27 protein-coding genes are annotated in these 25,293 nt (G+C 67.4%); 17 read left to right on the top strand and 10 right to left on the bottom strand.

Going from position 1 to position 25,293, the window contains the following annotated elements; translation table 11 throughout:
- Positions 1 to 38 precede the first annotated feature (38 nt).
- Both ACJH6I_RS02395 and ACJH6I_RS02400 read left to right on the top strand, forming a co-directional pair.
- Positions 39 to 674 carry a hypothetical protein gene (locus ACJH6I_RS02395; RefSeq protein WP_234789582.1) on the top strand — a complete coding sequence of 212 codons (636 nt, stop codon included), beginning with the start codon at positions 39 to 41 and terminating at the stop codon, positions 672 to 674.
- A gap of 142 nt (positions 675 to 816) precedes the next feature.
- Positions 817 to 1,359, top strand: coding sequence for a Uma2 family endonuclease (locus ACJH6I_RS02400; RefSeq protein WP_064858089.1), 543 nt, complete (start codon positions 817 to 819; stop codon positions 1,357 to 1,359).
- On the opposite strand, the gene ACJH6I_RS02405 is transcribed toward ACJH6I_RS02400, so the two are convergent.
- Positions 1,349 to 2,278 (bottom strand): heme A synthase, encoded by a 930-nt coding sequence (locus ACJH6I_RS02405; RefSeq protein WP_209840990.1) that lies wholly within the window; start codon positions 2,276 to 2,278, stop codon positions 1,349 to 1,351. The genes ACJH6I_RS02400 and ACJH6I_RS02405 overlap by 11 nt on opposite strands.
- A 20-nt stretch (positions 2,279 to 2,298) precedes the next feature.
- Positions 2,299 to 2,880, bottom strand: coding sequence for a TetR/AcrR family transcriptional regulator (locus tag ACJH6I_RS02410; RefSeq protein ID WP_064858087.1), 582 nt, complete (start codon positions 2,878 to 2,880; stop codon positions 2,299 to 2,301).
- Positions 2,881 to 2,963: 83 nt separating this feature from the next.
- Between ACJH6I_RS02410 and ACJH6I_RS02415 the strand changes: the two genes are divergently transcribed.
- Positions 2,964 to 3,572 (top strand): hypothetical protein, encoded by a 609-nt coding sequence (locus ACJH6I_RS02415; protein WP_064858086.1) that lies wholly within the window; start codon positions 2,964 to 2,966, stop codon positions 3,570 to 3,572.
- Between the two features lie 7 nt (positions 3,573 to 3,579).
- On the opposite strand, the gene ACJH6I_RS02420 is transcribed toward ACJH6I_RS02415, so the two are convergent.
- From ACJH6I_RS02420 to mptB, 3 genes are read right to left on the bottom strand one after another with little or no spacing between them, the layout of a single operon-like run.
- The gene (locus ACJH6I_RS02420; protein WP_406783667.1) at positions 3,580 to 4,362 is read right to left on the bottom strand and encodes an ABC transporter permease; all 783 of its coding nucleotides are present in this window, start codon (positions 4,360 to 4,362) and stop codon (positions 3,580 to 3,582) included.
- Positions 4,359 to 5,288 carry an ABC transporter ATP-binding protein gene (locus ACJH6I_RS02425; protein ID WP_267325415.1) on the bottom strand — a complete coding sequence of 310 codons (930 nt, stop codon included), beginning with the start codon at positions 5,286 to 5,288 and terminating at the stop codon, positions 4,359 to 4,361. The genes ACJH6I_RS02420 and ACJH6I_RS02425 overlap by 4 nt, the downstream gene beginning before the upstream one ends.
- The gene (gene mptB / locus ACJH6I_RS02430) at positions 5,285 to 6,964 is read right to left on the bottom strand and encodes a polyprenol phosphomannose-dependent alpha 1,6 mannosyltransferase MptB (RefSeq protein ID WP_267325414.1); all 1,680 of its coding nucleotides are present in this window, start codon (positions 6,962 to 6,964) and stop codon (positions 5,285 to 5,287) included. Before mptB ends, ACJH6I_RS02425 begins: the two co-directional genes overlap by 4 nt.
- A gap of 103 nt (positions 6,965 to 7,067) precedes the next feature.
- Here mptB and ACJH6I_RS02435 point away from each other — a divergent pair, with 103 nt between their 5' ends.
- From ACJH6I_RS02435 to ACJH6I_RS02465, 7 genes are read left to right on the top strand one after another with little or no spacing between them, the layout of a single operon-like run.
- Positions 7,068 to 7,811 carry a metalloregulator ArsR/SmtB family transcription factor gene (locus ACJH6I_RS02435; protein ID WP_110767058.1) on the top strand — a complete coding sequence of 248 codons (744 nt, stop codon included), beginning with the start codon at positions 7,068 to 7,070 and terminating at the stop codon, positions 7,809 to 7,811.
- Complete coding sequence (gene sufB, locus ACJH6I_RS02440) at positions 7,808 to 9,235, top strand: Fe-S cluster assembly protein SufB (protein ID WP_061000900.1); 1,428 nt, start codon at positions 7,808 to 7,810, stop codon at positions 9,233 to 9,235. Before ACJH6I_RS02435 ends, sufB begins: the two co-directional genes overlap by 4 nt.
- Positions 9,235 to 10,413: a Fe-S cluster assembly protein SufD gene (sufD, locus tag ACJH6I_RS02445; RefSeq protein WP_061000898.1), complete on the top strand. Its 1,179-nt coding sequence runs from the start codon at positions 9,235 to 9,237 to the stop codon at positions 10,411 to 10,413. The genes sufB and sufD overlap by 1 nt, the downstream gene beginning before the upstream one ends.
- Positions 10,410 to 11,180, top strand: coding sequence for a Fe-S cluster assembly ATPase SufC (sufC, locus tag ACJH6I_RS02450; RefSeq protein ID WP_061000896.1), 771 nt, complete (start codon positions 10,410 to 10,412; stop codon positions 11,178 to 11,180). The genes sufD and sufC overlap by 4 nt, the downstream gene beginning before the upstream one ends.
- Before the next feature lies 1 nt (position 11,181).
- Positions 11,182 to 12,426 carry a cysteine desulfurase gene (locus ACJH6I_RS02455; protein WP_061000893.1) on the top strand — a complete coding sequence of 415 codons (1,245 nt, stop codon included), beginning with the start codon at positions 11,182 to 11,184 and terminating at the stop codon, positions 12,424 to 12,426.
- Positions 12,423 to 12,941 carry a Fe-S cluster assembly sulfur transfer protein SufU gene (sufU, locus tag ACJH6I_RS02460; protein ID WP_082934583.1) on the top strand — a complete coding sequence of 173 codons (519 nt, stop codon included), beginning with the start codon at positions 12,423 to 12,425 and terminating at the stop codon, positions 12,939 to 12,941. Before ACJH6I_RS02455 ends, sufU begins: the two co-directional genes overlap by 4 nt.
- Complete coding sequence (locus ACJH6I_RS02465; protein WP_061000889.1) at positions 12,938 to 13,312, top strand: metal-sulfur cluster assembly factor; 375 nt, start codon at positions 12,938 to 12,940, stop codon at positions 13,310 to 13,312. Before sufU ends, ACJH6I_RS02465 begins: the two co-directional genes overlap by 4 nt.
- A gap of 6 nt (positions 13,313 to 13,318) precedes the next feature.
- Here the strand turns inward: ACJH6I_RS02465 and ACJH6I_RS02470 are convergent, their stop codons facing one another.
- Complete coding sequence (locus tag ACJH6I_RS02470) at positions 13,319 to 13,774, bottom strand: hypothetical protein (protein ID WP_064858081.1); 456 nt, start codon at positions 13,772 to 13,774, stop codon at positions 13,319 to 13,321.
- Positions 13,775 to 13,980: 206 nt separating this feature from the next.
- On the opposite strand from ACJH6I_RS02470, the gene ACJH6I_RS02475 reads away from it, so the two are divergent.
- The 6 genes from ACJH6I_RS02475 to ACJH6I_RS02500 all read left to right on the top strand — a co-directional run bounded on the left by ACJH6I_RS02475 (position 13,981) and on the right by ACJH6I_RS02500 (position 19,060).
- Positions 13,981 to 14,667 (top strand): hypothetical protein, encoded by a 687-nt coding sequence (locus tag ACJH6I_RS02475; protein WP_064858080.1) that lies wholly within the window; start codon positions 13,981 to 13,983, stop codon positions 14,665 to 14,667.
- A 69-nt stretch (positions 14,668 to 14,736) separates the two neighbouring features.
- The gene (locus ACJH6I_RS02480; RefSeq protein WP_135355951.1) at positions 14,737 to 15,837 is read left to right on the top strand and encodes an NADH:flavin oxidoreductase; all 1,101 of its coding nucleotides are present in this window, start codon (positions 14,737 to 14,739) and stop codon (positions 15,835 to 15,837) included.
- A gap of 45 nt (positions 15,838 to 15,882) precedes the next feature.
- On the top strand, positions 15,883 to 16,248 hold the full coding sequence (trxA, locus tag ACJH6I_RS02485) for a thioredoxin (protein WP_061000880.1): 366 nt from the start codon (positions 15,883 to 15,885) through the stop codon (positions 16,246 to 16,248).
- Between the two features lie 47 nt (positions 16,249 to 16,295).
- On the top strand, positions 16,296 to 17,126 hold the full coding sequence (locus ACJH6I_RS02490; protein ID WP_061000878.1) for an enoyl-CoA hydratase: 831 nt from the start codon (positions 16,296 to 16,298) through the stop codon (positions 17,124 to 17,126).
- 16 nt (positions 17,127 to 17,142) lie between these two features.
- Positions 17,143 to 18,768, top strand: coding sequence for an ABC-F family ATP-binding cassette domain-containing protein (locus ACJH6I_RS02495; RefSeq protein ID WP_406783668.1), 1,626 nt, complete (start codon positions 17,143 to 17,145; stop codon positions 18,766 to 18,768).
- Between the two features lie 97 nt (positions 18,769 to 18,865).
- Positions 18,866 to 19,060 carry a helix-turn-helix domain-containing protein gene (locus ACJH6I_RS02500; RefSeq protein ID WP_029105025.1) on the top strand — a complete coding sequence of 65 codons (195 nt, stop codon included), beginning with the start codon at positions 18,866 to 18,868 and terminating at the stop codon, positions 19,058 to 19,060.
- Positions 19,061 to 19,125: 65 nt separating this feature from the next.
- On the opposite strand, the gene ACJH6I_RS02505 is transcribed toward ACJH6I_RS02500, so the two are convergent.
- Genes ACJH6I_RS02505 through ACJH6I_RS02515 form a run of 3 tightly spaced genes read right to left on the bottom strand, consistent with a single transcriptional unit; the run spans position 19,126 to position 23,036 of the window.
- A complete protein-coding gene (locus tag ACJH6I_RS02505) occupies positions 19,126 to 20,847 on the bottom strand; it encodes a flavin monoamine oxidase family protein (protein WP_406783669.1) in 1,722 nt (573 codons plus the stop codon).
- Entirely contained in the window at positions 20,844 to 21,638 is a 795-nt protein-coding gene (locus ACJH6I_RS02510; protein ID WP_406783670.1) for a carbon-nitrogen hydrolase family protein, read from the bottom strand. The genes ACJH6I_RS02505 and ACJH6I_RS02510 overlap by 4 nt, the downstream gene beginning before the upstream one ends.
- A complete protein-coding gene (locus ACJH6I_RS02515) occupies positions 21,639 to 23,036 on the bottom strand; it encodes an amino acid permease (RefSeq protein WP_371824571.1) in 1,398 nt (465 codons plus the stop codon).
- 217 nt (positions 23,037 to 23,253) lie between these two features.
- Here ACJH6I_RS02515 and ACJH6I_RS02520 point away from each other — a divergent pair, with 217 nt between their 5' ends.
- Positions 23,254 to 24,657 (top strand): cytosine permease, encoded by a 1,404-nt coding sequence (locus ACJH6I_RS02520; RefSeq protein WP_133427682.1) that lies wholly within the window; start codon positions 23,254 to 23,256, stop codon positions 24,655 to 24,657.
- Here ACJH6I_RS02520 and ACJH6I_RS02525 read toward each other — a convergent pair whose 3' ends face one another.
- Positions 24,658 to 25,257: a helix-turn-helix domain-containing protein gene (locus ACJH6I_RS02525; protein ID WP_133427683.1), complete on the bottom strand. Its 600-nt coding sequence runs from the start codon at positions 25,255 to 25,257 to the stop codon at positions 24,658 to 24,660. It abuts the gene before it with no gap.
- Between the last annotated feature and the right edge of the window lie 36 nt (positions 25,258 to 25,293).

Consider the following 25,293-nt stretch of genomic DNA (forward strand, 5'->3'; position numbering starts at 1 on the left):
GCGATGTTCCTCCCCACCCCTTGGAGAACGGAGGCACGATGGCCTACAAGTACTTGGCTGACGGTGATTACGCGGTGTGGCGATTGGGTGATGGCCCTGTCGCCCCGTGGATCGAGACGTTCAACCCGATCAGAGGCTGGATCGCCGCGGACCTTCCTCGGCAGGCCGGTGATGCACAGCCTGTTTCCGAGGCTGAGGCAATGCAGGTGTGCGACGCGCTGAGGCGACGCGTAGCTGCGAACCGCATCCGCATGACCGCACTCGAAGCGGCGAAAGCGATCGCTCACCGCGAACACTCCCACCAATCTGACAAGGCCGGGCAGCCGTACATCGGGCACGTGTCCCGTGTCGCCGCACAAGTGTCCGACGACCACGACGCTGAGACAGTGGCATGGCTGCACGACGTCGTCGAGGACACCAGCATCGAACTGTCCGATCTAGGCGACGAATTCGCGCCGCACATCGTCGCAGCTGTCGATGCGATCACCCGCCGCGTAGGCGAAGCCCCAGCCGACTACTACCGACGGGTCCGCGGTAATGACCTGGCACGCCGTGTAAAGCTCGCCGACATCGCCGACAACTCTGACCCTGTCCGTCTAGCTGGCTTGGATTCGGCGACTCGTGAACGCCTTGAACGCAAGTACCGACAGGCGCTGGAAGCTGTATCGGCCTAGCCCACTGTTCTGAATCGGGGCACACCGGTGATGCACTGTCGTTGCCTACTGTCCGGAGTTGCCAGTGCTAGCGCCTGCAAGTCGGGGCTACGCCTAAAGTTGTCAGTGGTCAGGTTTACCGTCGCGATCGAAAGGGGGTGCCATGGCGCAGCCGATTCTGAAGTTCCCCGACTACTGGTCCGAATCCGATCTCAACGATCTACCTGCGGACGGGCACCGCTACGAGATCGTCGATGGGAGCCTGCTCGTGACGCCGCCGCCGTTGGACAGTCACCAGGGGATAGGTGGCAATTTGTACTTCATCCTGCGGAGTGCGGCTCCGGTCGGCTGGCGGGTGCTGTACGAAGTCGGTGTCCGCGTCCCGGGTGGAAATTTCATCCCAGATCTGGTTGTCCTCAAGCCTGATGCCGCCCGCGGAGTCGAATGGCGCGAGTCGTCCGACGTTGCACTGGTGGTCGAGATTGCTTCGCGCTCAACTGAACTCGTCGACCGGAGTCTGAAGGTCATCAAGTACGCCGAAGCGGGAATCCCAAACTACTGGCGGATTGAGGGCGACGGAACGGTCGAAGTTCGCGCGCTCACCGACGGTCAGTACGTCATGAAGGGCACGATTGCGCCCGGGGAACCGGCACACCTTGCCGAGCCCTTCAGTGTGGAATTCGACCCCGCGAATCTCACTGATTAGCGGAGCTTGGGGCGCAACGCGACCGCATCGACGCCCATAGCGCCGCAGTAGCCGCGGTGCAGGCGCCGGCGCCCGCGACGTGGATGGCGACGAGAACCGCGGGTACGCCGGTGTAGAACTGGACCGCGCCGACCGCGCCCTGCGCGAGCACCAGCCCGGCCAGGACCGCCAGCCGCAGCAGGACGGGTTTGGGGGCGCGCACCGCCAGCAGGGCGAAGCCCAGCCCGATGACGAAGCTCAGGTAGGCCACCAGCAGCGACGAGTGAAGGTGCGCCAGATCGGTGATCTCGACCTGCAGGCGCTTGACCGGTTGAAGGGCGCTCTTGTCGCCGGCATGGGGTCCGGCGCCGGTCACCAGCGTGCCGGTCACCAACACCGCGGACAACGTGACGGCGGTCAGGGCCGTGAACCAGCGCAGCGGCCGCGGTACGACGAGTTGGTCGGTGCCCGAATCGGGTTCGCCGATCTTGACGTAGAGCAGCACCGCCAGCCAGACCATCACCATGGACACCAGGAGGTGGACGGCGACGGTCCACCACAGCAGCCCGGTACGGACCGTGATGCCGCCGATGATTGCCTGCACCACCGTCGATGCGGGCATCAGCCAGGCGTAGAACTTGACCTCGCGGCGGCGGCCGGCGCGGATGACGGCCAGCACCGCCAGCGCGGCGGTCAACACCACACCGAACGTGAACATCCGATTGGTGAACTCGACCGCCTGGTGCACGACGGGTACCTCGGCGTGGGGCACCGGCACGAAGCTGCCGGGGAAGCACTGTGGCCAGGTCGGGCAGCCCAGTCCGGATGCCGTCACGCGGACGATGGCCCCGGTGACGGCGATGCCGCCCTGGGTCAGGATGACCAGGAACGCGATGAGCCGCTGGACCCGAAGCGAGGGGATGGGCAGCTTGTCGAGCACAGGCTGATGGTAGATCAGCGTTAACTACGTGGCGTAGTAGGGGCGACGAACGGCACCAGCACCTGATCGACGAGGTCGACGACGAGGTCGTCGGTGATGGGGTCGCCGGTGATCAGGAGTCGGTGCCACAGGACGCTCTGGCCGAGTTCGCGGGCGATCTCCACGGGTACGTCGGCCCGGACGTCGCCGCGGGCGACTCCGCGCGCCAGGAGATCGGCCATCTCTTCCTTGCGCCAGCCAATCACGTCGGCCCGGAACGCGGCGGCGAGTTCGTCGTCCCGTGTCATGGCCGCGACCACCGCGCGCATGGTGGCGGCCTGAGGTCCGGTGAACACCGCGGCCCAGCCGCGCAGTACCGCCAGCATGTCACCGCGGTAGCTGCCGGTGTCGGTGTGCGGTATCGCAGCTTTTGCGTTGCGCAGCAAGGTGTCTCGCAGCAGTGCGGCGCCGTCGGGCCAGCGCCGGTACAGCACGGGCTTGCTGGTCCGGGCCGCGGTGGCGACAGCCTCCATCGTCACGCCGGCCGGTCCCTGCTCGGTGAGCAGTGTCATGACCGCGGCGCGGATCGCCGCATCGAGCTCGTCGCCGCGTCGTCGCATCAGACCTCCTCGAAGAAACGCTTGCGTATCTTAACTGGCCAGTTTAGCGTAGTGATCAAGAAACGGAACCGTATCTTGGAGGAGCTATGAGCCGACCGATCCTGTATCCGCTGCGGTCCGTCGACACCGCGACCGTCCGCTACTTCGGCGCACCCCACGGCCGGCGGCGGGTGACCATCGAACATCGGCCGCTACCTGGGGTGACGCCGCCGATGCTCCTCGATTGGTTCACGCACCTCGGCGGCACCATGCGCTACGGCGACCAGATCATCGACCGGTACCTGGCGTGGCATCCCGTCGACCACATCCGGTGGGAACTGGCCCGCCCGGCCAGAACTGGTGGCGCGGCCGAAGGTGCCCGGTTTCGCATCGTCGAGGCGTTCGGCGGCCGGCCGGAGTACCGCGTCGACGTGGTGGACACGGTGGAAAAGCTCGACGAGACCGGCATCCGGTTGGTACAGCGGGTGGCCGGCGTCATCGTGTTCAGCCTTGAACACACCTGGTCAGCGGGCACCGAAGGGGCGCACTATGTCAGCGTTCTCGACGTCGGTGCGCGGTCGGCGCTCATGGCGCCGGTCAACCGGCTGCTGCTCCGGCGGTTCCCCGACGACATGGTGCGTGCCTGGGTGAAGCACAACATCGAAGAGGTCGGTCAGCTGGAATTCCTGCTGCCGGAGTTGGCCGCGGTGGTCTGAACAGCGGTCAGCTGAACCGGAACCAGCGCAGCGCGGCCAGTCCGGCGAGCACGCCCCACGCGGCCAGCACCGCAATGCCGAACCAGTCGACCGACAGCGTCATCGCCTGGGTCAGTGATTCGGTGAGCGCACCCGACGGCGTCAGCCGGGCCACCCAGCGCAGCGCCTCGGGCACGACGCGGTGCTCGATGGTCAGGGCGCCGAGGCCGGCCAGGATGAACCACAGCAGGTTCGCCAGGGCCAGCACGATCTCGGCCTTCAGTGTCCCGCCGAGCAGCAGACCAAGTGCCGCGAACGACGCGGTGCCGAGCGCGATGACCAGCGCGCCGAGCAGCAGGCTCAGCGGGCTCGGCCGCCAGCCCAGCGCAATACCGATGCCGCCCAACAGGATTGACTGCAGGAACACCGTGGTGACGACCGCCAGCGATTTGCCGGCGATGATGCCCCACACCGGCAGCGCGGTGGCGCCGAGGCGCTTGAGCGCGCCGTAGCGCCGGTCGAAGGCGACGGCGATGGCCTGCCCGGTGAACGCCGTCGAGATCACCGCCAGCGCCATGATCGGCGGGGTGAATGTCCCCGGCCGGTGGTCGCCCAGCGAGCCGATGGGCAGCAGCGTGAGGCCGACCAGCAGCGTGATCGGGATGAACATCGTCAGCAGCAGTTGCTCGCCGTTGCGCAGCAGCAGCTTGAGCTCCAGGCCGTACTGCGCCGCCAGCATCGCCGGGACGCCCGCCGGCCGTGGGTCGGGGGTGAACGTCCCCGGGGCGAACCGATTCGTCTCGGTGCTCACGACCGCAGCTCCCGTCCGGTCAGATCGAGGAAGACGTCCTCGAGGCTGCGCTGCTCGACGCGCATGTCGGTGGCCAGTACGTTCAGGCGCGCGGCCCACGCGGTGACGGTGGCCAGCACCTGCGGGTCGATGTGGCCTTCCACCAGGTACTCGCCGGCGGCGGCTTCGGTGGCGCGGTAGTCCTCCGGCAGCGCGGAGATCAACAGCGACAGGTCCAGTTTGGGCGGGGCCGAGAAACGCAACTGGTTCTCGGCGCCGCCCCGCATCAGGTCGGCGGGTGTACCGGCGGCGACCGCGGCGCCGTGGTCGATGATCACGATGCGGTCGGCCAGTTCCTCGGCCTCGGTGAGCTGATGTGTGGTGAGCACGACGGTGACGCCGTCGCGGCGCAGGCCTTCGATCAACTCCCACACCACGATTCGGGCGTGGGCGTCCATACCGGCGGTGGGCTCGTCGAGGAATACCAGCTCAGGGCGTCCGACGATGGCGCACGCCAGCGCCAGGCGCTGCTGCTGCCCGCCGGACAGCCGGCGGTAGGTGGTGCGCGCGGCTTCGGTCAGGCCGAGGGTGTCCATCAGCCACTGCGGGTCGAGCGGATTGGCCGAATATGCCGCGACGAGGTTCAGCATCTCGCCGGCCTTCGCGGCCGGGTAGCCGCCGCCGCCCTGCAGCATCACACCGATGCGGGCGCGCAGCTTGGCGTTGTCGGCCGTCGGGTCCAGGCCCAGGATCGAGATGCTGCCCGAGTCGGGTTTGTTGAAGCCCTCGCACATCTCGACGGTGGTGGTCTTACCGGCCCCGTTGGGTCCGAGCAGGGCCAGCACCTCGGCGCGCTGCACCTCCAGATCCAGATTGTTCACGGCCTGGATATCGCCGTAGCGCTTGCTGACGCCGCGCAGCAATACGGGCGTCTCACCGGAACTCACGGGGATTCAGCGTAAGCGTCGGACCTGGCAGCGGCGCTACCAGGGGCGTCACCGTTGTCGGATTCCGGCAATCCGCGCCAGGGTAGGCGACCCCGCGTCGCGGCGATCAGCAGCAGCACGATGACGGTACTGGCCAGGGTGGCGTCGAGGATCTGGAAGAGCGCGAACCGGTCGCCGTTGGCCGTCGGGCCGAAGACGCCGACGACGAACGTCACCACGATGGTCGTGCCGCGGAAGCCCGGCCGGGTGGCCCAGCAGGCCAGCGGGATGATCGCCCACAGCAGGTACCAGGGCTGCACGACGGGGAACAGCAGCACCGTCGCGCCCATGGCGACGCCGAGGCCGCCCAGTGGGTGGAGCCGCCCCCGCAGCACCGACAGCAACAGCCAGCTCACCAGCACGCCGATGACGAAGACGCCGATCCCACGGGTCAGCCCGAGGACCGCGGTCGTGTGATCGCCCAGGCCCAGCAGGATGCCGACCTGTCCGGTACCGAGCGCGACCAGTGTCGGCGGCGACATCCACGACCGCACCACGTTGGCGGTGCCGAGCGTGAACAGCCAGCCGAAGCCCAGGCCGCTGGCCCAGCCGATGAGCGCCATGACTGCGAGTGCGACGGTGCCCAGCGGCACACAGGCCTGGAAGAAGGCCTTGACCGTCCCGCCCAGCCGGCGCGCGAGGGCCATCGCCACGAAACCCAGAGCGAGCAGCGACGGCAGCTTGATCTGCGACGACATGGCGATGAGCACCGTGCCGGTGAGCAGCATCGCCAGCGGATACCACGCGGCCCAGTCGGCACGGTGCCGTGGCCAGCCCAAGGGCCGCGGGAGGAAGGGGTGGGCGGAATCGATGCCGCGCATGGCGAATTCGGTGCCGGCGAGCATCAGTCCGAGCATCGGCGCTTCGTTGTGGATGCCCGCGATGAGGTGCATGAAGAGCAGGGGATTACACGGTCCCAGCCAGAGTGCGCTGACTTCGGCGACACCGCAGCGGCGCGCCAGCCGTGGCGTTGCCCACACCGTGGCCGCGACCCCGAGCAGCACGACCAGCCGGTGCGAGAGCACGCCGGCGACGATGTTGTCGCCGGTGAGCTCCGAGATACCGCGCCCGATCCACAGGAACAGCGGTCCGTAGGGCGCCGGCGTTTCCCGCCACAGGCTGGGCACCGTCAGGGTGAAGACGTGGCCGAGCCCGAGACCGGTCGCCGGGCCGACGCGGTAGGGGTCCAGCCCGATGCTCGCGATCTGGCTCTGCGCCAGATATGAGTAGACGTCCTTGCTGTACATCGGCGGCGCGATCAGCAGCGGCAGCGCCCAGAGCAGCAGCGTCTGGTCCAGCTGACTGCGCGACATGCGGCGTTTGCCCAGCGTGTAGCGGCCCAGCATCAGCCAGGCCAGCGCCATCATGACGGCGCCGGTCGTGGTCATGGTCAGCGAGACGGTCTGGATGCGGGACGGCAGGTTCAGCAGGCGCACCCCGAACGTCGGGTCCTGCACGACGGGCCGGGCGCCGGCGCCGAGCGCGCCGATGGCCATCAGTACCGTTCCGGTTGCCCCGAACCGGCGGGTCCGGCGCAGGGAGGCGATCTCGGACGCGTTGAGCGGGGAGCCGACGGACGGCTCGTCGGCATGCCAGTGCGCGACGGCCGTGCTCAGGTGCTGAAGGCGGTCGGGCATCAGAGCAGATTAGCCGTAGGCCTGTTTGGCCCCCGCCAACTCGGTGATAAGGGTTACCTTCCTAGATTCGGTTTCTGAATTCCGTCACAATGGTGTTGTGAAATTGCCGTCCGGAGCTCCCGAAGCTGTCGGCACCGCGACCGCGGTGGCGTCGGCAACGGCTGTTTCTGATGGTCACACCCGCTCGGCGATCGTGCAGTTGCTGCTGGAAGGCGCCGTGACCGCGAGCCAGATCGGCGAGCAGCTCGGCATCTCCGCGGCCGGCGTGCGGCGTCATCTCGACGCGCTCATCGAGGCCGGCGACGCCGAATCCAGTGCCGCCGCCGCGTGGCAGCACAACGGCCGTGGCCGCCCCGCCAAGCGCTACCGCCTCACCGCCGCCGGGCGCGCCAAGCTCGGCCACACCTACGACGACCTCGCCGCGGCCGCCATGCGTCAGCTGCGCGAGATCGGCGGTGACGACGCCATCCGGACGTTCGCGCGTCGTCGCATCGACTCGATCCTGTCCGGCGTCACCGCCACCGACGACATCACCGATACCGCGGATCAGGTGGCAACGGCGCTGACGAAGGCCGGCTACGCCACCACGACGACGCCGGTGACGGGCCCCATCGGCGGGGTGCAGATCTGCCAGCACCACTGTCCGGTCTCGCACGTCGCCGAAGAGTTCCCCGAGCTGTGCGACGCCGAGCGCGAAGCGTTCGCCGAGGTGCTCGGTACGCACGTGCAGCGCCTGGCCACCATCGTCAACGGGGATTGCGCCTGTACGACGCACGTTCCCGTCATCCCCGAGCACGCAGTCCACTCGATCCACCCCGCGACCCAAGAAGAAGGAGTGTCGCAATGACGACCACCCCGGAACAGTTGACCCAGGAGGAGACCATTGCCTCCCTGGGCACGTACGGCTACGGCTGGGCTGACAGCGATGTCGCAGGAGCCGCGGCGACCCGTGGGTTGAACGAGGCTGTCGTGCGCGACATCTCGTCGAAGAAGAACGAACCCGAGTGGATGCTCGACTTCCGGCTCAAGGCGCTGCGCATCTTCGACAAGAAGCCCATGCCGCGGTGGGGCAGCGACCTCGAGGGCATCGACTTCGACAACATCAAGTACTTCGTGCGGTCCACCGAGAAGCAGGCCACGTCCTGGGAGGAACTGCCCGAGGACATCAAGAACACCTACGACCGCCTGGGTATCCCGGAGGCCGAGAAGCAGCGCCTGGTCGCCGGTGTCGCCGCGCAGTACGAGTCCGAGGTCGTGTACCACCAGATCCGCGAGGACCTCGAGGCGCTGGGCGTCATCTTCCTGGACACCGACTCGGGCCTGCGCGAGCACCCGGAGCTGTTCAAGCAGTACTTCGGCACCGTGATCCCGTCCGGTGACAACAAGTTTTCCGCGCTGAACTCCGCGGTGTGGTCGGGCGGCTCGTTCATCTACGTGCCGCCGGGCGTGCACGTCGACATCCCGCTGCAGGCCTACTTCCGGATCAACACCGAGAACATGGGCCAGTTCGAGCGGACGCTGATCATCGCCGACGAGGGCTCCTACGTGCACTACGTGGAGGGTTGTACCGCGCCGATCTACAAGTCGGACTCACTGCACTCGGCCGTCGTCGAGATCGTGGTGAAACCCGGTGCGCGCGTTCGGTACACGACCATCCAGAACTGGTCGAACAACGTCTACAACCTGGTCACCAAGCGGGCCCGCGCCGAGGCCGGCGCGACCATGGAGTGGATCGACGGCAACATCGGTTCCAAGGTCACCATGAAGTACCCGGCGGTCTGGATGACCGGCGAGCACGCCAAGGGTGAGGTGCTCTCGGTGGCGTTCGCGGGCGAAGGCCAGCACCAGGACACCGGTGCCAAGATGGTGCACCTGGCGCCGAACACGTCGAGCAACATCGTCTCGAAGTCGGTGGCGCGCGGTGGTGGCCGGTCGTCGTACCGCGGTCTGATCCAGGTCAACAAGGGCGCGCACGGCTCCAAGTCGAGCGTGAAATGCGATGCGCTGCTTGTCGACAACGTGAGCCGCTCCGACACCTACCCGTACGTCGACATTCGTGAGGACGACGTCACGATGGGTCACGAGGCCACGGTCTCGAAGGTCAGCGAGGATCAGATGTTCTATCTGATGAGCCGCGGCCTGACCGAGGACGAGGCCATGGCGATGGTGGTGCGCGGCTTCGTCGAGCCCATCGCCAAGGAACTGCCAATGGAATACGCGCTCGAGCTGAACCGGCTGATCGAGCTGCAGATGGAAGGCGCTGTCGGTTAGTGAGTAATTTGACTGAGGCGACGGAAGGCATCGTCGCCAACAAGGGTGAGCTGTTCACGTCCTACGACGTCAACGCTTTCGAGGTTCCCGGCGGCCGTGACGAGCTGTGGCGGTTCACCCCGCTGAAGCGTCTGCACGGGCTGCACGACGGGTCGGCCGAGGCCACCGGCGCCGCGCGCGTCGAGGTTTCCGAGCGTGACGGCGTCACGGTCGAGACCGTCGGCCGCGACGACGAGCGGCTCGGTCAGGGCGGCGTGCCCGCGGACCGCGTTGCCGCACAGGCGTATTCGTCGTTCGACGAAGCCACGATCGTGTCGGTCGGTCGCGACGTCCAGGTCGCCGAGCCCATCGAGATCGCCATCGCCGGACCGGGTGAGGGCAAGACCGCGTACGGCCATCTGCAGCTGCGGGTCGCCGAGCTGGGCGAGGCCGTCGTGGTCATCGACCAGAGCGGCAGCGGAACCTACGCCGACAACATCGAATTCGTCGTCGGTGACGCGGCCCGGTTGACCGTCGTGTCGATCGCCGACTGGGCCGACGACGCGGTGAACATCAGCACCCACCACGCCACGCTGGGCAAGGACGCCGTGCTGCGGCACGTCGCGGTCACTCTCGGCGGCGACGTCGTGCGGCTGACCTCGCGGACCCGCTACCTGGGTCCCGGCGGCGACGCCGAGATGCTGGGTCTGTACTTCGCCGACGAGGGGCAGCACTTCGAGTCGCGCCTGCTGGTCGACCACGCGGTGCCCAACTGCCGCTCCAACGTGCTGTACAAGGGTGCGCTGCAAGGGGATCCGGATTCGAAGAAGGCCGACGCCCACACCGTGTGGATCGGCGACGTGCTGATCCGCGCCGCCGCCACCGGTACCGACACCTTCGAGGTGAACCGCAACCTGGTGCTCACCGACGGCGCCCGCGCCGACTCGGTGCCCAACCTGGAGATCGAGACCGGCGAGATCGTCGGCGCCGGACACGCCAGTGCCACCGGACGTTTCGACGACGAGCAGCTGTTCTACCTGCAGGCCCGCGGCATCCCCGAGGACCAGGCCCGCCGCCTGGTTGTCCGCGGCTTCTTCGGCGAGATCATCCAGAAGATCGCCGTGCCGGAAGTCCGCGAACGCCTCACCGCCGCCATCGAACACGAACTTGAACTGACTGAAGGACGCAACAACTCATGACCACACTGGAAATCAAGGACCTGCACGTCTCGGTCACCGCGCCCGACGGCGCCGACGTCCCGATCCTCAAGGGCGTCAACCTGACCGTGAAGTCGGGCGAGACCCACGCGGTCATGGGCCCCAACGGTTCTGGCAAGTCGACGCTGTCGTACGCCATCGCCGGCCACCCCAAGTACACCGTCACCTCCGGCTCCATCACCCTGGACGGCGAGGACGTGCTGGAGATGAGCGTCGACGAGCGCGCCCGCGCGGGCCTCTTCCTGGCCATGCAATACCCCGTCGAGGTGCCCGGCGTCTCGATGTCGAACTTCCTGCGTACCGCGGCGACCGCGGTCCGCGGCGAGGCACCGAAGCTGCGCCACTGGGTCAAAGAGGTCAAGACCGCGATGTCGGAGCTGGACATCGACCCGGCGTTCGGCGAGCGCAGCGTCAACGAAGGTTTCTCCGGTGGTGAGAAGAAGCGCCACGAAATCCTGCAGCTGGGTCTGCTGAAGCCGAAGATCGCCATCCTCGACGAGACCGACTCGGGCCTCGACGTCGACGCGCTGCGCGTCGTGTCCGAGGGCGTCAACCGGTACGCCGAGGCCGAGCACGGCGGCGTCCTGCTGATCACGCACTACACCCGCATCCTGCGCTACATCCGTCCGCAGTTCGTGCACGTCTTCTTCGACGGCCGCATCATCACCTCCGGTGGTCCGGAGCTGGCCGACGAGCTCGAAGAGAACGGCTACGAGCGCTACACCACCGCGGCTGCTGCCGAGGCGTGAGATGACGGCGTCAGTTGATCTCGACCTGACGCGAATCAGGGCCGACTTCCCGATTCTCGGCCGCGTCATGCGCGGCGGGAATCAGTTGGCGTACCTGGATTCCGGGGCCACGTCGCAGAAGCCGCTGCAGGTTCTCGATGCCGAGCGGGAGTTCCTGACGACGTCCAACGGCGCCGTGCACCGTGGTGCGCACCAGCTGATGGAGGAGTCGACCGACGCCTACGAGCAGGGCCGTGCCGACATCGCGGCGTTCGTCGGTGCCGACGACGACGAGCTGGTGTTCACCAAGAACGCCACCGAGGCGCTGAACCTGGTGTCGTATGCGGTGGGGGACAACCGGTTCGACCGCGCCATCGGTCCCGGCGACGTCATCGTCACCACGGAGCTGGAGCATCACGCAAACCTGATCCCGTGGCAGGAACTGGCCCGCCGCACCGGTGCCGAACTGCGCTGGTACTCCGTGACCGACGACGGCCGCATCGACCTGGATTCGCTGCAGCTCGACGACCGGGTGCAAGTGGTTGCTTTCACCCATCATTCGAACGTCACGGGTGCCATCGCGCCGGTCGCGGAGATCGTGCGTCGGGCCAAGGCTGTCGGCGCGCTGACCGTGCTGGACGCCTGCCAGTCGGTGCCGCACCAGCCCATCGACTTCCACGCTCTCGACGTCGATTTCGCGGCGTTCTCGGGCCACAAGATGCTGGGCCCCACCGGCATCGGTGTGTTGTACGGACGCCGGGCACTGCTCAACGCGCTGCCGCCGTTCCTCACCGGCGGGTCCATGATCGAGACCGTCACCATGGAGTCGGCGACCTACGCGGCCGCGCCGCAGCGCTTCGAGGCCGGCACCCCGATGACCTCCCAGGTTGTCGGATTGGCCGCTGCCGCACGGTATCTCGACGCCATCGGGATGGCTGCCGTCGAGGCGCACGAGGCCGAGTTGGTGGCCGCGACGCTGGCCGGGCTGACCCAGATTCCGCAGGTGCGGATCATCGGGCCGACCACGACCGAGCACCGCGGCTCGCCCGTGAGCTTCGTGTTGGACGGCGTGCATGCGCACGATGTCGGCCAGATCCTCGACGACGAAGGCATCGCGGTCCGGGTCGGGCATCACTGCGCGGCGCCGTTGCACCGGCGGTTCGGCATCGCCGCGACGGCGCGCGCGTCGTTCGCGGTCTACAACACGCTCGACGAAGTGGACCGATTGGTCGCGGGCGTCAAACGCGCTGTGGAGTTCTTCTCATGAGAATGGAACAGATGTACCAGGAAGTGATCCTGGACCACTACAAGCACCCGCATCACCGCGGGCTGCGTGAACCGTTCGGCGCGCAGGTGCACCACGTCAACCCGACGTGCGGTGACGAGGTGACGTTGCGGGTGACGCTGTCCGACGACGGCGAGACCATCGCCGACATCTCGTACGACGGGCAGGGCTGCTCGATCAGCCAGGCGTCGACGTCGGTGCTCACCGACCAGGTGATCGGCCAGAGCGTCGACGAGGCGCTCAAGACCGTCGGCGCGTTCACCGAGATGATTTCCTCCCGCGGCAACGTCGAGGGGGACGAAGATGTGGTGGGTGACGGCATCGCGTTCGCCGGTGTCGCCAAGTACCCGGCACGGGTGAAATGCGCGCTGCTGGGCTGGACTGCATTCAAGGCCGCGCTCGCCGAGGCGAGCGCCAAAGACACGGCGCTCGCGTTGGCGAGTGCATCGGACACGGCGCTGGCAACGGCCGGCACAACTGCGGAGGACAAGCGATGACTGAAGGCACCCCCGAGGCCACCACCGCGGCAAACGTGGTCGACGATCCCGAACTGCTCGACGCCGTCGAGGAGGCCATGCGCGACGTCGTCGACCCCGAGCTCGGCATCAACGTCGTCGACCTGGGGCTCGTCTACGGCATGACGCTCGAAGAGGGCGACGAAGGCACCGTGGTGAAGCTGGACATGACGCTGACATCGGCGGCCTGTCCGCTGACCGACGTGATCGAGGACCAGTCCCGGACCGCCCTGGTCGGTGCCGGCCTCGTCAGCGACCTCAAGCTGAACTGGGTGTGGAACCCGCCGTGGGGCCCGGACAAGATCACCGACGACGGCCGCGAGCAGCTGCGGGCGCTCGGCTTCACCGTCTGATTCCCGCTACTGACGTAGTTCGATCACGTTGGCAGACAAGGTGCCGCCGAACGCTTCGAGCGTGCCGACGTTGCAGCCGCCCTTCACCCCGGTGGCTCCGACGCTCAAGTCGTGGCCGCCCGCTGTCTTGGTGTAGGCCGGCGGGGCGGTGACTGTGCTGCCGGGTCGCGCGATCGCGGGTGCGGCGATCTGGCGGCCATCGAGGTAGAAGCGCACGACGATGTCCGAGCACCCGTTGGCGTCATTGGTGAACGATGCCAGCACCTTCTCGGCGATGTGGGCATCGAAGTGGATCGACGGCCTGGCGTTGCAGTCCTGACCGTTCGGCGGCGAACAGTAGCCCCGGACGTATTCCTCGACCACGTCGGCCGCCGCAGCTGGTGCCAGCGCGATGCCCGCGGTGCCGATGCTGCCGATCAACGCCATGGCGACGCCGCCGCAGCGCCGGGTGGATACGAACATGTCGGTCCCTCTCTGCCGGCTGATGAACTCGACGCTAAGGCGGCGAGACCGCCGGGCATATAAGGGAATTCCCTACATTTCGGAAACCGGCGGCTGTGGATAACTCCGGGTTCCGGACCCGCGCCAGGCGTTTCTTGTCGGATGCCTTCTCTAGCTTCCAGCGCAACAGGACCAATCAGGTCCGCTGCGACCGGAAGGCAAACACCATGAACGCTGACATCGAACGGCTGCGGGCCGCGTGCGAACGTGACCTCGACGATCCGGCCGGCTGGCCGGCGCCCGTCGGCTATCCGAATTCCCTGGCGCTCTGCATCATTGATGCCATCTACGCCACAGGCGCCCGGCACCTCACCGTCGACAAGATCGTCGAGCGGTACCGCAGCTACCGGGCCGGGCAAGGCGGTGACGCCGACACCGACGGCGCACCCGAACTGCTCGCGAACGTCGAGGCACTGGGTGGTTCGGAGCAGTGGGCCGCCCAGATCGGTAATCGGCGGCCGACATCCACCAGGAAAGACGCACCACTGCGCTCGGTGGCGCTGACGGAGGTCGCGCAAGCCTTTGTCGCACTGGGGATCAGCACCACCGAAGACCTGCGGGTGATCGCCGCGGACCCCGAGCTGGCGAAGGAGGCCAAACGGGCGTGGTGCGCGATACCCGGTCAGCGCTCGGGCTTCACCTGGCGCTTCCTGCTGATGCTGGCGGAACTGCCCGGCACGGATCCGAGCGTCGCGGGATACGTCGCGCGCGAAATCGGTCGCGACGGCCCGATCGACACCGCGGGCCTGCTCGCCGCCGTCGCGGATGCGGCCGGCTGGCACGCCGATGCGCTGCACCAGGCGATCTGGCGGTTCGAAGCACGCCGCGCACACGAGCTGCCGTCATCGGCATGACAGCAGACAACTGACCGGCAGCCGGGCACCGGCGGAATCGGTTGAGCCGCCACGGTGTTGCATAGGCTCATGACCGTCGATGCATCTGGACTCTTCGCCCCACTGGCCCTGCGGAACCTGACCGTACCCAACCGGTTCGCGATGGCGCCCATGACCAGGCAGGCGTCGCCCGGAGGCGTGCCGGGGCCCGACGTGGCGGAGTACTACGCGCGTCGGGCTGCCGGCGGCGTCGGCCTGATCATCACCGAAGGCGTGCGGGTGGGTGACCCGTCGGCCGCCGGCTCGCCGGACATCCCGACGCTCGTGGGCGCGGCGGCGCTCGACGGCTGGCGCAACGTCACCAGCGCGGTGCACCGCCACGGTGCGACCATCGCCGCCCAATTGTGGCACCAGGGCGCCGAGCGTGGTGACCGCGACGGGGTGGCGCCGGTCAGTCCGTCGGGAGTGAACGGACTGGGCGAGCAGATCGGCCGTGCCCTGGCGGCCGACGAGCTGCCCGCCGTCGCGCAGTGGTACGCCGAGGCGGCACGCAACGCCAAGGAGGTCGGCTTCGACGCCGTCGAACTGCACGGCGCCCACGGCTACCTGCTCGACCAATTCCTGTGGACGAGAACGAATCTGCGTACCGACGAATACGGGGGTTCGGTGCAGAATCGCACCCGCTTCCCGGCCGAGGTCGTCGCGGCGGTGCGTGCGGCGGTCGGCCCGGACTACCCGATCATCTACCGCTTCTCGCAGTGGAAGGGCACCGACTACAACGCCACGCTGGTCGACGACCCGATGCAGCTGCAGGAACTGCTGGCGCCGTTGGTCGACGCCGGTGTCGATGCGCTGCATCCCTCGACCCGTCGCCACTATGTGCCGGCGTTCCCCGACGCCGACCCGGCCCTGACGCTGGCCGGCTGGACCAAGAAGGTCACCGGGACGCCCGTCATCGCCGTCGGTTCGGTGGGCCTGCAGACCGCGTTCCGGTCCGAGAAGCCCGGCCAGGTCATCGAGCCGGGACCGGTGGACCAGTTGGTGGAGCAGTTCGACGCCGGCGAGTTCGACATGGTCGCGATCGGGCGGGCGCTGCTGGCCGATCCCGGTTGGGTGAACCGCCTGCGCAGCGGCACCCTGGACGGGTTCAATGGCTACGACGCGGCCAGTGCGCTGGCACGATTGAGCTGACCAGATACTGGGAACAAGCAGGTACACCGCAATGTTGGGAGAAGCGTGAGCACCAAGGACATCACCGCCGCCGAATTCAACGGCATCATCAGCGACAACGACATCGTGCTGGTGGACTTCTGGGCGTCATGGTGCGGGCCGTGCCGGGCGTTCGCTCCGACGTTCACCGCATCGTCCGAGAAGCACCCCGACGTCTTCCACGCCAAGGTCGACACCGAGGCCGAGCAGGCGCTGGCCTCCGCGGCCGAGATCCAGGCCATCCCGACCCTGATGGCGTTCAAGAAGGGCCAGCTGGTGTTCCGGCACTCGGGCATGCTGGCGGCCAATCAGCTCGACGAGGTCATCAGCCAGATCAAGGAATTCGACATCGACGCCGCGATGGCCGAAAAGGGCGACGGCACCGACGTCTGAGCGCGGCCGAGCACTGCCGGCGGGTGTGACATTGCGCACCCGCTAGCGTGCAGGGCGTGACCGAACAGAACCCACTGGTACTCGTCGACCGCCCGCGCCCTGGCGTGGCCCTGGTCACCCTGAACCGCCCCGAGCGGATGAACTCGATGGCGTTCGACGTCATGGTTCCGCTCAAGGCGGCGCTCGATGACATCACCAACGACAACGATGTCCGCGCGGTCGTCCTGACCGGCGCGGGGCGCGGGTTCTCCTCGGGTGCCGACCACAAGTCGGCCGGCTCGGTGCCACACGTCGCGGGGCTGACCCGGCCGACGTTCGCGCTGCGCTCCATGGAAGTGCTCGACGACGTCATCCTCGCCCTGCGCAAGCTGCATCAACCGGTGATCGCGGCGGTCAACGGGGCCGCGATCGGCGGTGGTCTGTGCCTCGCCCTGGCGTGCGACATTCGCGTCGCCGGCGAGGGCGCCTACTTCCGGGCCGCCGGCATCAACAACGGTCTGACGGCCAGCGAATTGGGCCTGTCCTATCTCCTGCCGCGGGCCATCGGCACGTCACGGGCGTTCGAGGTGATGCTCACCGGCCGGGACATCGACTCGGCCGAGGCCGAGCGGATCGGTCTGGTGTCGCGGACCGTCGCCGACGATCAGCTCCTGCAAACCTGCTTCGACATGGCCGAGCGCATCGGCTCGTTCTCCCGCCCGGGAATTGAATTGACCAAGCGGACTCTCTGGAGTGGACTGGACGCCGGTAGTCTGGAGAGCCATATGCAGGCCGAAGGCCTGGGTCAGCTCTTCATCCGACTGCTCACCGCCAACTTCGAAGAGGCGGTTGCCGCGCGCGCCGAGAAACGACCCGCGGTCTTCACAGACGACAAATGAGCTAGGAGGCAGCTGCGTGATCACCGCAACGGACCTGGAGGTCCGCGCCGGAGCGCGCACGCTGCTGGCCTTCGAGGGTTCCGCGCTGCGGATCCAGCCGGGCGACCGGATCGGTCTGGTCGGCCGCAACGGTGCCGGCAAGACCACGACGCTGCGCATCCTGGCCGGTGAAGGCCAGCCGTATGCCGGGACGGTCGAGCGCATCGGCGAGGCCGGTTACCTGCCGCAGGATCCGAAGGAAGGCGATCTGGACGTCCTGGCCCGCGACCGAGTGCTCTCGGCCCGCGGCCTGGACACGCTGCTGGCCGACCTGGAGAAGCAGCAGGCCATCATGGCCGAGGTGGTCGACGAGGCCGCCCGCGACAAGGCGGTGCGCCGGTACGGCGTTCTGGAGGAACGGTTTTCGGCCCTCGGTGGATACGCCGCCGAGAGCGACGCCGGCCGCATCTGCGCCAGCCTCGGCCTGCCGGACCGGGTGCTTACGCAGCCGCTGCGGACCCTGTCGGGTGGTCAGCGTCGTCGTATCGAACTGGCCCGCATCCTGTTCGCGGCCTCGGAGGGCTCCGGCTCCAACACCACGCTGCTGCTGGACGAGCCGACCAACCACCTCGACGCCGACTCCATCGGTTGGCTGCGCACGTTCCTGCAGAGCCATACCGGCGGTCTCGTGGTGATCAGTCACGACGTCGAACTGCTCGCCGATGTGGTGAACCGGGTGTGGTTCCTCGACGCCGTGCGCGGCGAGGCCGACGTCTACAACATGGGCTGGCAGAAGTACCTCGACGCCCGCGCCACCGACGAGCAGCGCCGCCGCCGTGAGCGCGCGAACGCTGAGAAGAAGGCGGGTGCGCTGCGGGCGCAGGCCGCGAAGATGGGCGCCAAGGCCACCAAAGCTGTTGCCGCGCAGAACATGCTGCGCCGTGCCGAGCGCATGATCGCCGAACTCGATGCTGAGCGGGTGGCCGACAAGGTCGCCAAGATCAAGTTCCCGACGCCGGCGCCGTGCGGCAAGACCCCGCTGATCGTCAAGGGCCTGACCAAGACGTACGGCTCGCTGGAGATCTTCACCGGCGTGGACCTCGCGATCGACCGGGGTTCGCGGGTCGTCGTCCTTGGCCTCAACGGCGCCGGTAAGACGACGCTGTTGCGCCTGCTGGCGGGCGTGGAGACCGCCGACGCCGGCGGCATCGAACCGGGCTACGGCCTCAAGATCGGTTACTTCGCGCAGGAGCACGACACCCTCGACAACGCCGCGACCGTGTGGGAGAACATCCGGCACGCCGCCCCCGACACCGGGGAACAGGATCTGCGTGGCCTGCTGGGTGCGTTCATGTTCACGGGCCCGCAGCTGGATCAGCCCGCCGGCACGCTGTCCGGCGGTGAGAAGACCCGGTTGGCGCTGGCCGGCCTGGTCGCCTCGACCGCCAATGTGCTGCTGCTCGACGAGCCGACCAACAACCTGGACCCGGCGTCGCGCGAGCAGGTGCTCGACGCGCTGCGCAGTTACGCGGGTTCGGTGGTGCTCGTGACGCACGATCCGGGCGCGGCCGAGGCGCTCAATCCGCAGCGGGTGCTGTTGCTGCCGGACGCCACCGAGGACTTCTGGTCGGACACCTACCGCGATCTCATCGAATTGGCGTGACCTGATTCACCGAATCGCCCGCGCCGAGCGAGCGCTGTTCTTACGCTGATTTCCGTCAGCCCGGCATACCGCCGGGGGGAGAGTCAGGGGACCGGCGATGAGGCAATCCAAGGCATCTCGCGACCAGATGATGACCCAGCTGCGTAACGCCTACGAGAGCGGCGCCAGTATCAGGTCATTGGTGGCCACGTCCGGAAAATCCTATGGGTCGGTGCACAGCATGCTGGTGCAGTCCGGCGCGGTGATGCGCAGCCGCGGCGGTCCGAATCACCGCAGCCGCAAGATCGCCTGAACGACCCTGCGGCCCAGCCGCTTTCGCCGTGAACGGATAGTCGCGGCGTAACCCGTTGGTGCGCCTTAGATCTCGTCGGTCAGCCGGACCGGGGCGATCATGTCGAAGAGGTCGCCCGGGCCGGGGTTGGTGGGCGAGGTCGACCCGCCGAACTGGTCCATCACGGCCCACACCGCGTTGAGTGCGGTGGTGATCGCACCCTCCGCCCAGCCCGCCGTCCACGAGATGTCGTCGCCCGCCAGGTAGATGCCACGATGCCGCGCGTCGAGGTCACGCTGCATGAAGTGCGTGTACAACAGCTCCTGGTAGCGGTAGTGGCCCGGAAGGTTCGCCTTGAACGCGCCCATGAAGTTGCGCTCGGTCTCCCATGAGACCGTCTTGGGCGTCTCGATGATGTGGCTGCGGATGTCCACGTTCGGGTAGATCGCCTGCAGTGACTTGAGCATCAGATCCATGCGCTCGGTGGCGCCCAGCGGCACGATCTTCCGGGAGTCGTCCTCCCAGGTGTACGACAGGCAGATGACGCCGGGCTTCTCGTTGCCGTCGGCGTCGAGCCCCTGGTCGAGCAGATAGGTGCCGCGGCTCATCCGGTCGGTCAGCGTCATCGACATGACGTCGCGGCCCTGGGCGTCCTTGTCCTTCCAGAACGGCCGGTCGACCAACACGAAAACCTTCGACGAACCCATGTAGTGCGTCTGCTCGATGGCCGACCACACGTTGGACGGGAACAGGTCGTCGTCGCAGCGAATGTTGTTGAGCAGCATCCACGATTGGGCGGTGACGATGACGGCGTCGTAGGTGCGCGTCTCGCCGTCGGCGTCGGTGATGGTGTAGCGGTTGGGGTGCGTGCGCCGGATGTCGGTGACGGCGCCGCGGGTCCGGCCGCCGTGCAGCGATTCGAGCGAGGTACCGGCGGGCCAGTGGGCGAGGCGCTGCGGGGAGCGCTTCCACAACCGCAGCGGCAGTTGCTGTGAACCGCCGACCACGCCGCGGTGGTTGTCGTCGGCCTCGGTGAGTACCACCCGCAGGATTTCGAGCATCGAGCTCGGGTAATCGGTGTCCCAGCCGCCCGTGCCGAAGCCGACCTTGCCGAAGATCTCGCGCAGCTCGAACGACTTGAAGTGGTGCGACTTGGTCAAAAAGCCCCAGAACGTCTCGTCGTCGAGTTCGCGAACGAGCTTGCCCCACGCGGACTTCAGGGCCTGGCTGTCGCGTTCGCGGATGGCGTTCTGGATCGCGTGCAGGTCGGCGCCGTCCTCGAGCGTCTGGCGCCAGGCGTCGGCGACGTCGGTGAAGGCCTGCGGCAGATCGGCGAGTTTCTCGGCGTAGTACGTCTGGCCTTTGAGGTCGACGACGGTGCTGGGCGTCGCGGGGCCCAGCGGGTTCGGGAATTCGATGGTCTCGATGCCGACCTTGTCGAAGTACTGGTACAGCGTCGTGGAGGTCGGTGGGAAGCGCATGGCGCCCATTTCGGCGACCGCGTCCGGGGCGTGCTCGAATGGGATGGACCGCATCCGGCCGCCGATCTGATCCGCCTCGTACACAACGGGTTTCAGGCCCAACTTCATGAGTTCGTAGGCGGCGGTGAGGCCCGCGCAGCCGGCGCCGACGATCGCGACCTCGGTGCCGTGGCGGTCGGCGGGGATCTCGCCGAGGCCGTCGGCGGAGGACACGTAGTCGTCGTAGGCGAACGGGAAGTCCGGACCGAACATCGTTATCGGCTTGTCGGACGACCGCGGTCCGGTCTCCGACAGCTGCGTCTCTTCGATGGGCTGGGGGACGGTCATCGGGTCTGGTTCTCCTGGTAGAGATCTCGGCGGCGATCGCCGAGATGGGTGTTGACGGCGCGGGACATGGCCACCGCGTCGGGATCGATGTGGGTGACGAGGAGGTCCTCGGTCCGGCCGGCGCGACACAGTTCGGTCGTGTCGGGCGCGATGGTGCAGCTCAGTCCGCAGTACTCGAGGCCGTTCTCGAAGCCCGTGCGGTTGACGTACGACAGGAACAGCTGGCTCTCGTAGGCGCGCACCGGAACGATGTGCGTCGCAACGAAACTCCACGGCTCCATGAGCCCGGTGGGGACGACGAGCCACTGGGTGCCGGCGTCGGCGTGCGCGCGGGCGTTCTCCGGGAATTCGATGTCATAGCAGATCAGCAGTCCGCAGGTGACGCCGTCGAGTTCGAACTGCGCGACCCAGTCGGCGCCCGGGGTGAAGAACTCGCGGTCGAAGCCATACAGGTGGGTCTTGCGGTAGTTGGCCAGGGCTGCACCGTCCCGGTCGACGACCTGGACGCTGTTGTACGGCTTGCCTTCTGCGACCTCGGGATACCCGTAGACGACGGCGATCCCGTTGTCGCGCGCGATGTTCCGGACAGCCTGGAAGATCGGGCCGTCTGCGGACTCGGCGCGGGCGGCGATCTCGGTGCTGATGTTGTAACCGGTCGCCGACATCTCGGGCGTGACGAGAATCCGGCAGCCCGCATCGGCGGCCCGCCGCGCCGCCGCGGCGATGGCCTTGAGGTTCTCGGCGACGGTCCCCGATTCCTGCGGGCCTTGGAACATGCCGACGGTGATCATCTACGCGACGTCCACGCGCAGCTTGGACTTGCGGATGCTGTAGCCGAAGTACACCGCCAGGCCGAGGGCACCCCAGATGCCGAACGCGATCCACGTCGCGACGGGCAGGGCCCACATCAGGTAACAGCAGAACAGGAAACCCAGCACCGGTGCGACGGGGAACAGCCGCAGGCGGAACGTGCGATGCAGGTCGGGGCGCGTGCGCCGCAGGATGATGACGGCGACATTGACCAGCGCGAAGGCGAAGAGGCAGCCGATCGAGGTGGCGTTGGCCAGCTCACCCAGCGACACGAAACCGGCGAGCAGTGACACGACGACGCCGCAGATGACGATGTTCCAGGTCGGCACGAAGGTCCGCGGGTTGATCTTGGCGAACAGCGCGGGCACCAGGCCGTCGACGGCCATGGTGTACAGGATGCGGGTCTGACCGTACTGGACGGCGAGGACGACGCTTGCGATGGCGATGACGGCGCCGATCGACAGGATGATGGCCGGCACATTGCTGCTGGTGATGCCGCTGAGGGCGACGGCCAGGGTGGCGCCTTCGTCGGCGCTGAACTTGGTCCAGCTCATCGCGCCGAGGGCGGCCAGCGCCACGGCGAGGTACAGCACCGTGACGATCAGCAGCGAGGCCATGATGGCGCGCGGCAGGTCCCGCTTCGGGTCCTTGGCCTCGTTGCCCGCGGTGGATGCAGCGTCGAACCCGATGTACGAGAAGAAGACCTGCGAGGCGGCGGCGGAGACGCCGAGGAAGCCCAGCGGCATGAACGGCGTGAGGTTGCCGGCCTTGAACGCCGTGAACGCGACGGCGCAGAAGAACACCAGCACGACGCATTTGAGGATGACCATCGCGGTATTGACGACGGCCGACTCGGAGGCGCCCCGCAGCAGCAGTATCGAGGCGAGGACCACGATCGTGATGGCCGGCAGGTTGATGACGCCGCCTTCGCCGGGTGCGCCGGTGACGGCGGCGGGCAGCTCGATGCCGAACAGCTGGTGGAGCAGCGTGTTGATGTAGCCGCCCCAGCCGACGGCGACGGCGGCGACCGAGACTCCGTATTCGAGCATGAGGCACCAGCCGCACACCCAGGCCCAGAACTCGCCCAGGGTGGCGTACGCGTAGGAGTAGGAGCTGCCGGAGACGGGGATGGTGCCCGCCAGTTCGGCGTAGGACAGCGCCGAGAACAGCGCGGTGACGGCGGCGAGGATGAACGACAGCAGGACTGCCGGACCGGCTTTCGGCACGGCGGCGCCGAGGATGACGAAGATTCCGGTGCCGAGCGTCGCGCCGATGGACAGGGCGGTCAGATGGATGAAGCCCATCGAGCGCTTGAGGTGGGGGCCGTCCGGGGTTTCGTTGGCGGCGACGATGTCGTCGACGGATTTTTGTGCGCTCATGGCGCGCAGGATGCCCGGCCGTGGGGCCTCGGTGATGGCCAAGGGGAGCTCCGTGGAGAGGAGGGCGCGCCACGAGATTTGTGACTCGCGTAACAGAGTGCGGTACGTCACTCCCATCTGTCAACATGTGGAGTGAGCTAGGAAACAATTGTTGCCTTTGGCGACAGTGAATGCCTACTCTGAGGCCAGTGATCTGAGCCACATCAAAGGGGATGCCATGGCAGGTGCAATCGAGACCCGGTCCATCGACTGGATCCCGACCGGGGAACGCAGGGGCAAGGTGCACCACCAGGCGCCGTTCTGGTTCACCGGGAACTTCGTGCTGACCACGATGGTCACGGGCTTCCTCGGGCCGGCCAACGGCCTGTCCGCGGGATGGTCGGTGCTGGCCGCGGTCGCCGGCGCCTGCTTCGGGACGCTCTTCATGTGCTTCCACGCCAACCAGGGCCCCACGATGGGTCTGCCGCAGATGATCCAGTCGCGTGCGCAGTTCGGCTCGCGTGGTGCGCTCGTCCCGTTCGTCGCCGTGATCTTCGTGTACATCGGCTTCAACGTCTTCAACACCATCCTCGCCACGTCGGGCTTCAAGACGGTTTTCGCGGGCCCGAACTGGCTCTGGTACCTCGGGCTGATGGTGGCGGCCATCGTCATCGCCGTCGTCGGCTTCGACCTGATGATGGTCGTGCAGCGGTGGCTGACATACCTGCTGATCGTCGTGTTCGGCGTGCTCACCGTCTACGCGTTGTCGACCCTGCACCTGAATGCGGCGGTCCCCGACGGCGGCAAGTTCTCGCTGACGGTGTTCCTGATGCAGTTCGCGGCGGCGGCCGGATACCAGATCTCGTATGCGGTGTACGTGTCCGACTACTCGCGCTACCTGCCGGAGAACACCTCGGCCAAGCACGTCATCTGGTGGACGTATCTGGGTGCCGCGGGTTCGTCGGTATGGCTGATGTCTCTGGGTGCGGTGCTGGCGTCGGCGCTGCCGACGCCGGACGCGATCGTCTCGATCCAGACCGTCGGCAATCAATTGCTGCCCGGCTTCGGCACTTTCACCGTCGTGGTGGCGTCGATCGCGCTGGTGACCATCATGTCCGTCAACGCCTACGGCGCGAGCCTGACGAGCATGAGCGCACTGGACGCCTTCCGGCCGATCACGCCCACCGTGCGCCTGCGGGTGCTCGGCATCGCGCTGACGTCGTTGGTCGCGTTCGTCGTCGCCCTGTCGCTGCCGGAGGGTTACCTCGAGTCGTTCAACACGTTCGTGCTGTTGATGCTGTACTTCCTCATCCCGTGGACGGCGGTCAATCTGGTCGACTTCTATTTCGTTCGGCGCGGCCACTATTCGATAGTCGACATCTTCCGGCCCGACGGCATTTACGGCCGGTGGTCCTGGCGCGGGCTGGCGGCGTACTTCCTCGGCATGGCGGCGATGGTGCCGTTCATCTCACTGCACTTCTACGTGGGGCCTATCGCCAAGTTGCTTGGGGGAGTGGACATCTCCTTCCTCGTCGGCCTCGCGGTGTCCGGGGTGGCGTACTACGTCCTGACCCGTGATGTCGATCTGAGTGACGAGCACGCCGCCGTCGAACGCAGCCGCCAGGAGTTGACGGCCGCCTGACTACTCGGCAGCCTCGGCCAGCCGCCGCTGCGTCAGCGCCGGGGTAAGCACCCACAACACCTTGGCGCCGGACTGCGCGTCGGCGTGGAAGGCGTGCGGGCGGTCGGCCTCGAAGGTCAGCGTGTCGCCCGCCTCGAGGGTGATGCGGCTGCCGTTGCCCTCGACGAAGTCGATGTGCAGCCGGCCTTCGGTGACCATGGCGAACTCCACCTCGGCCGGCAGCGAGTAGGTGTCGCTCCCGCTGCCGCCGCCGGGCGCGATGTCGCTCAGCAGGACCTGGAATCTGCGCTCGCCCGTCGGTGTCAGCTGGAATTCGGTCATCCGGGTGCCGCCGAACTCGATGGGCGGGTATTCGCCGGCGCGGACCACCTCGCCGACGGGGGTCTCGTCGAACAGGGAACCGACCTGGAGTTCGAGTGCGTCGCAGATGCGGATGAGGGCGGCGACCGACGCGTTGGACTGGCCGCGTTCGACCTTCGACAGGTAGCCCTTGGTCACGCCGCTGGCGGCGGCGAGCTCGTCGAGGGTCATGCGCTTGGCGCTGCGGGCGGCCTTCAACCGTGCGGCGATCGTTAGTTGCGTTGCCGGCGAACCGCCCACGATTTCCTCCTAGGAAACAAAGGTTGACAATAATTC

It is taken from the genome of Mycobacterium sp. SMC-13 (genome assembly GCF_045311035.1).
Lineage (GTDB): Bacteria > Actinomycetota > Actinomycetes > Mycobacteriales > Mycobacteriaceae > Mycobacterium.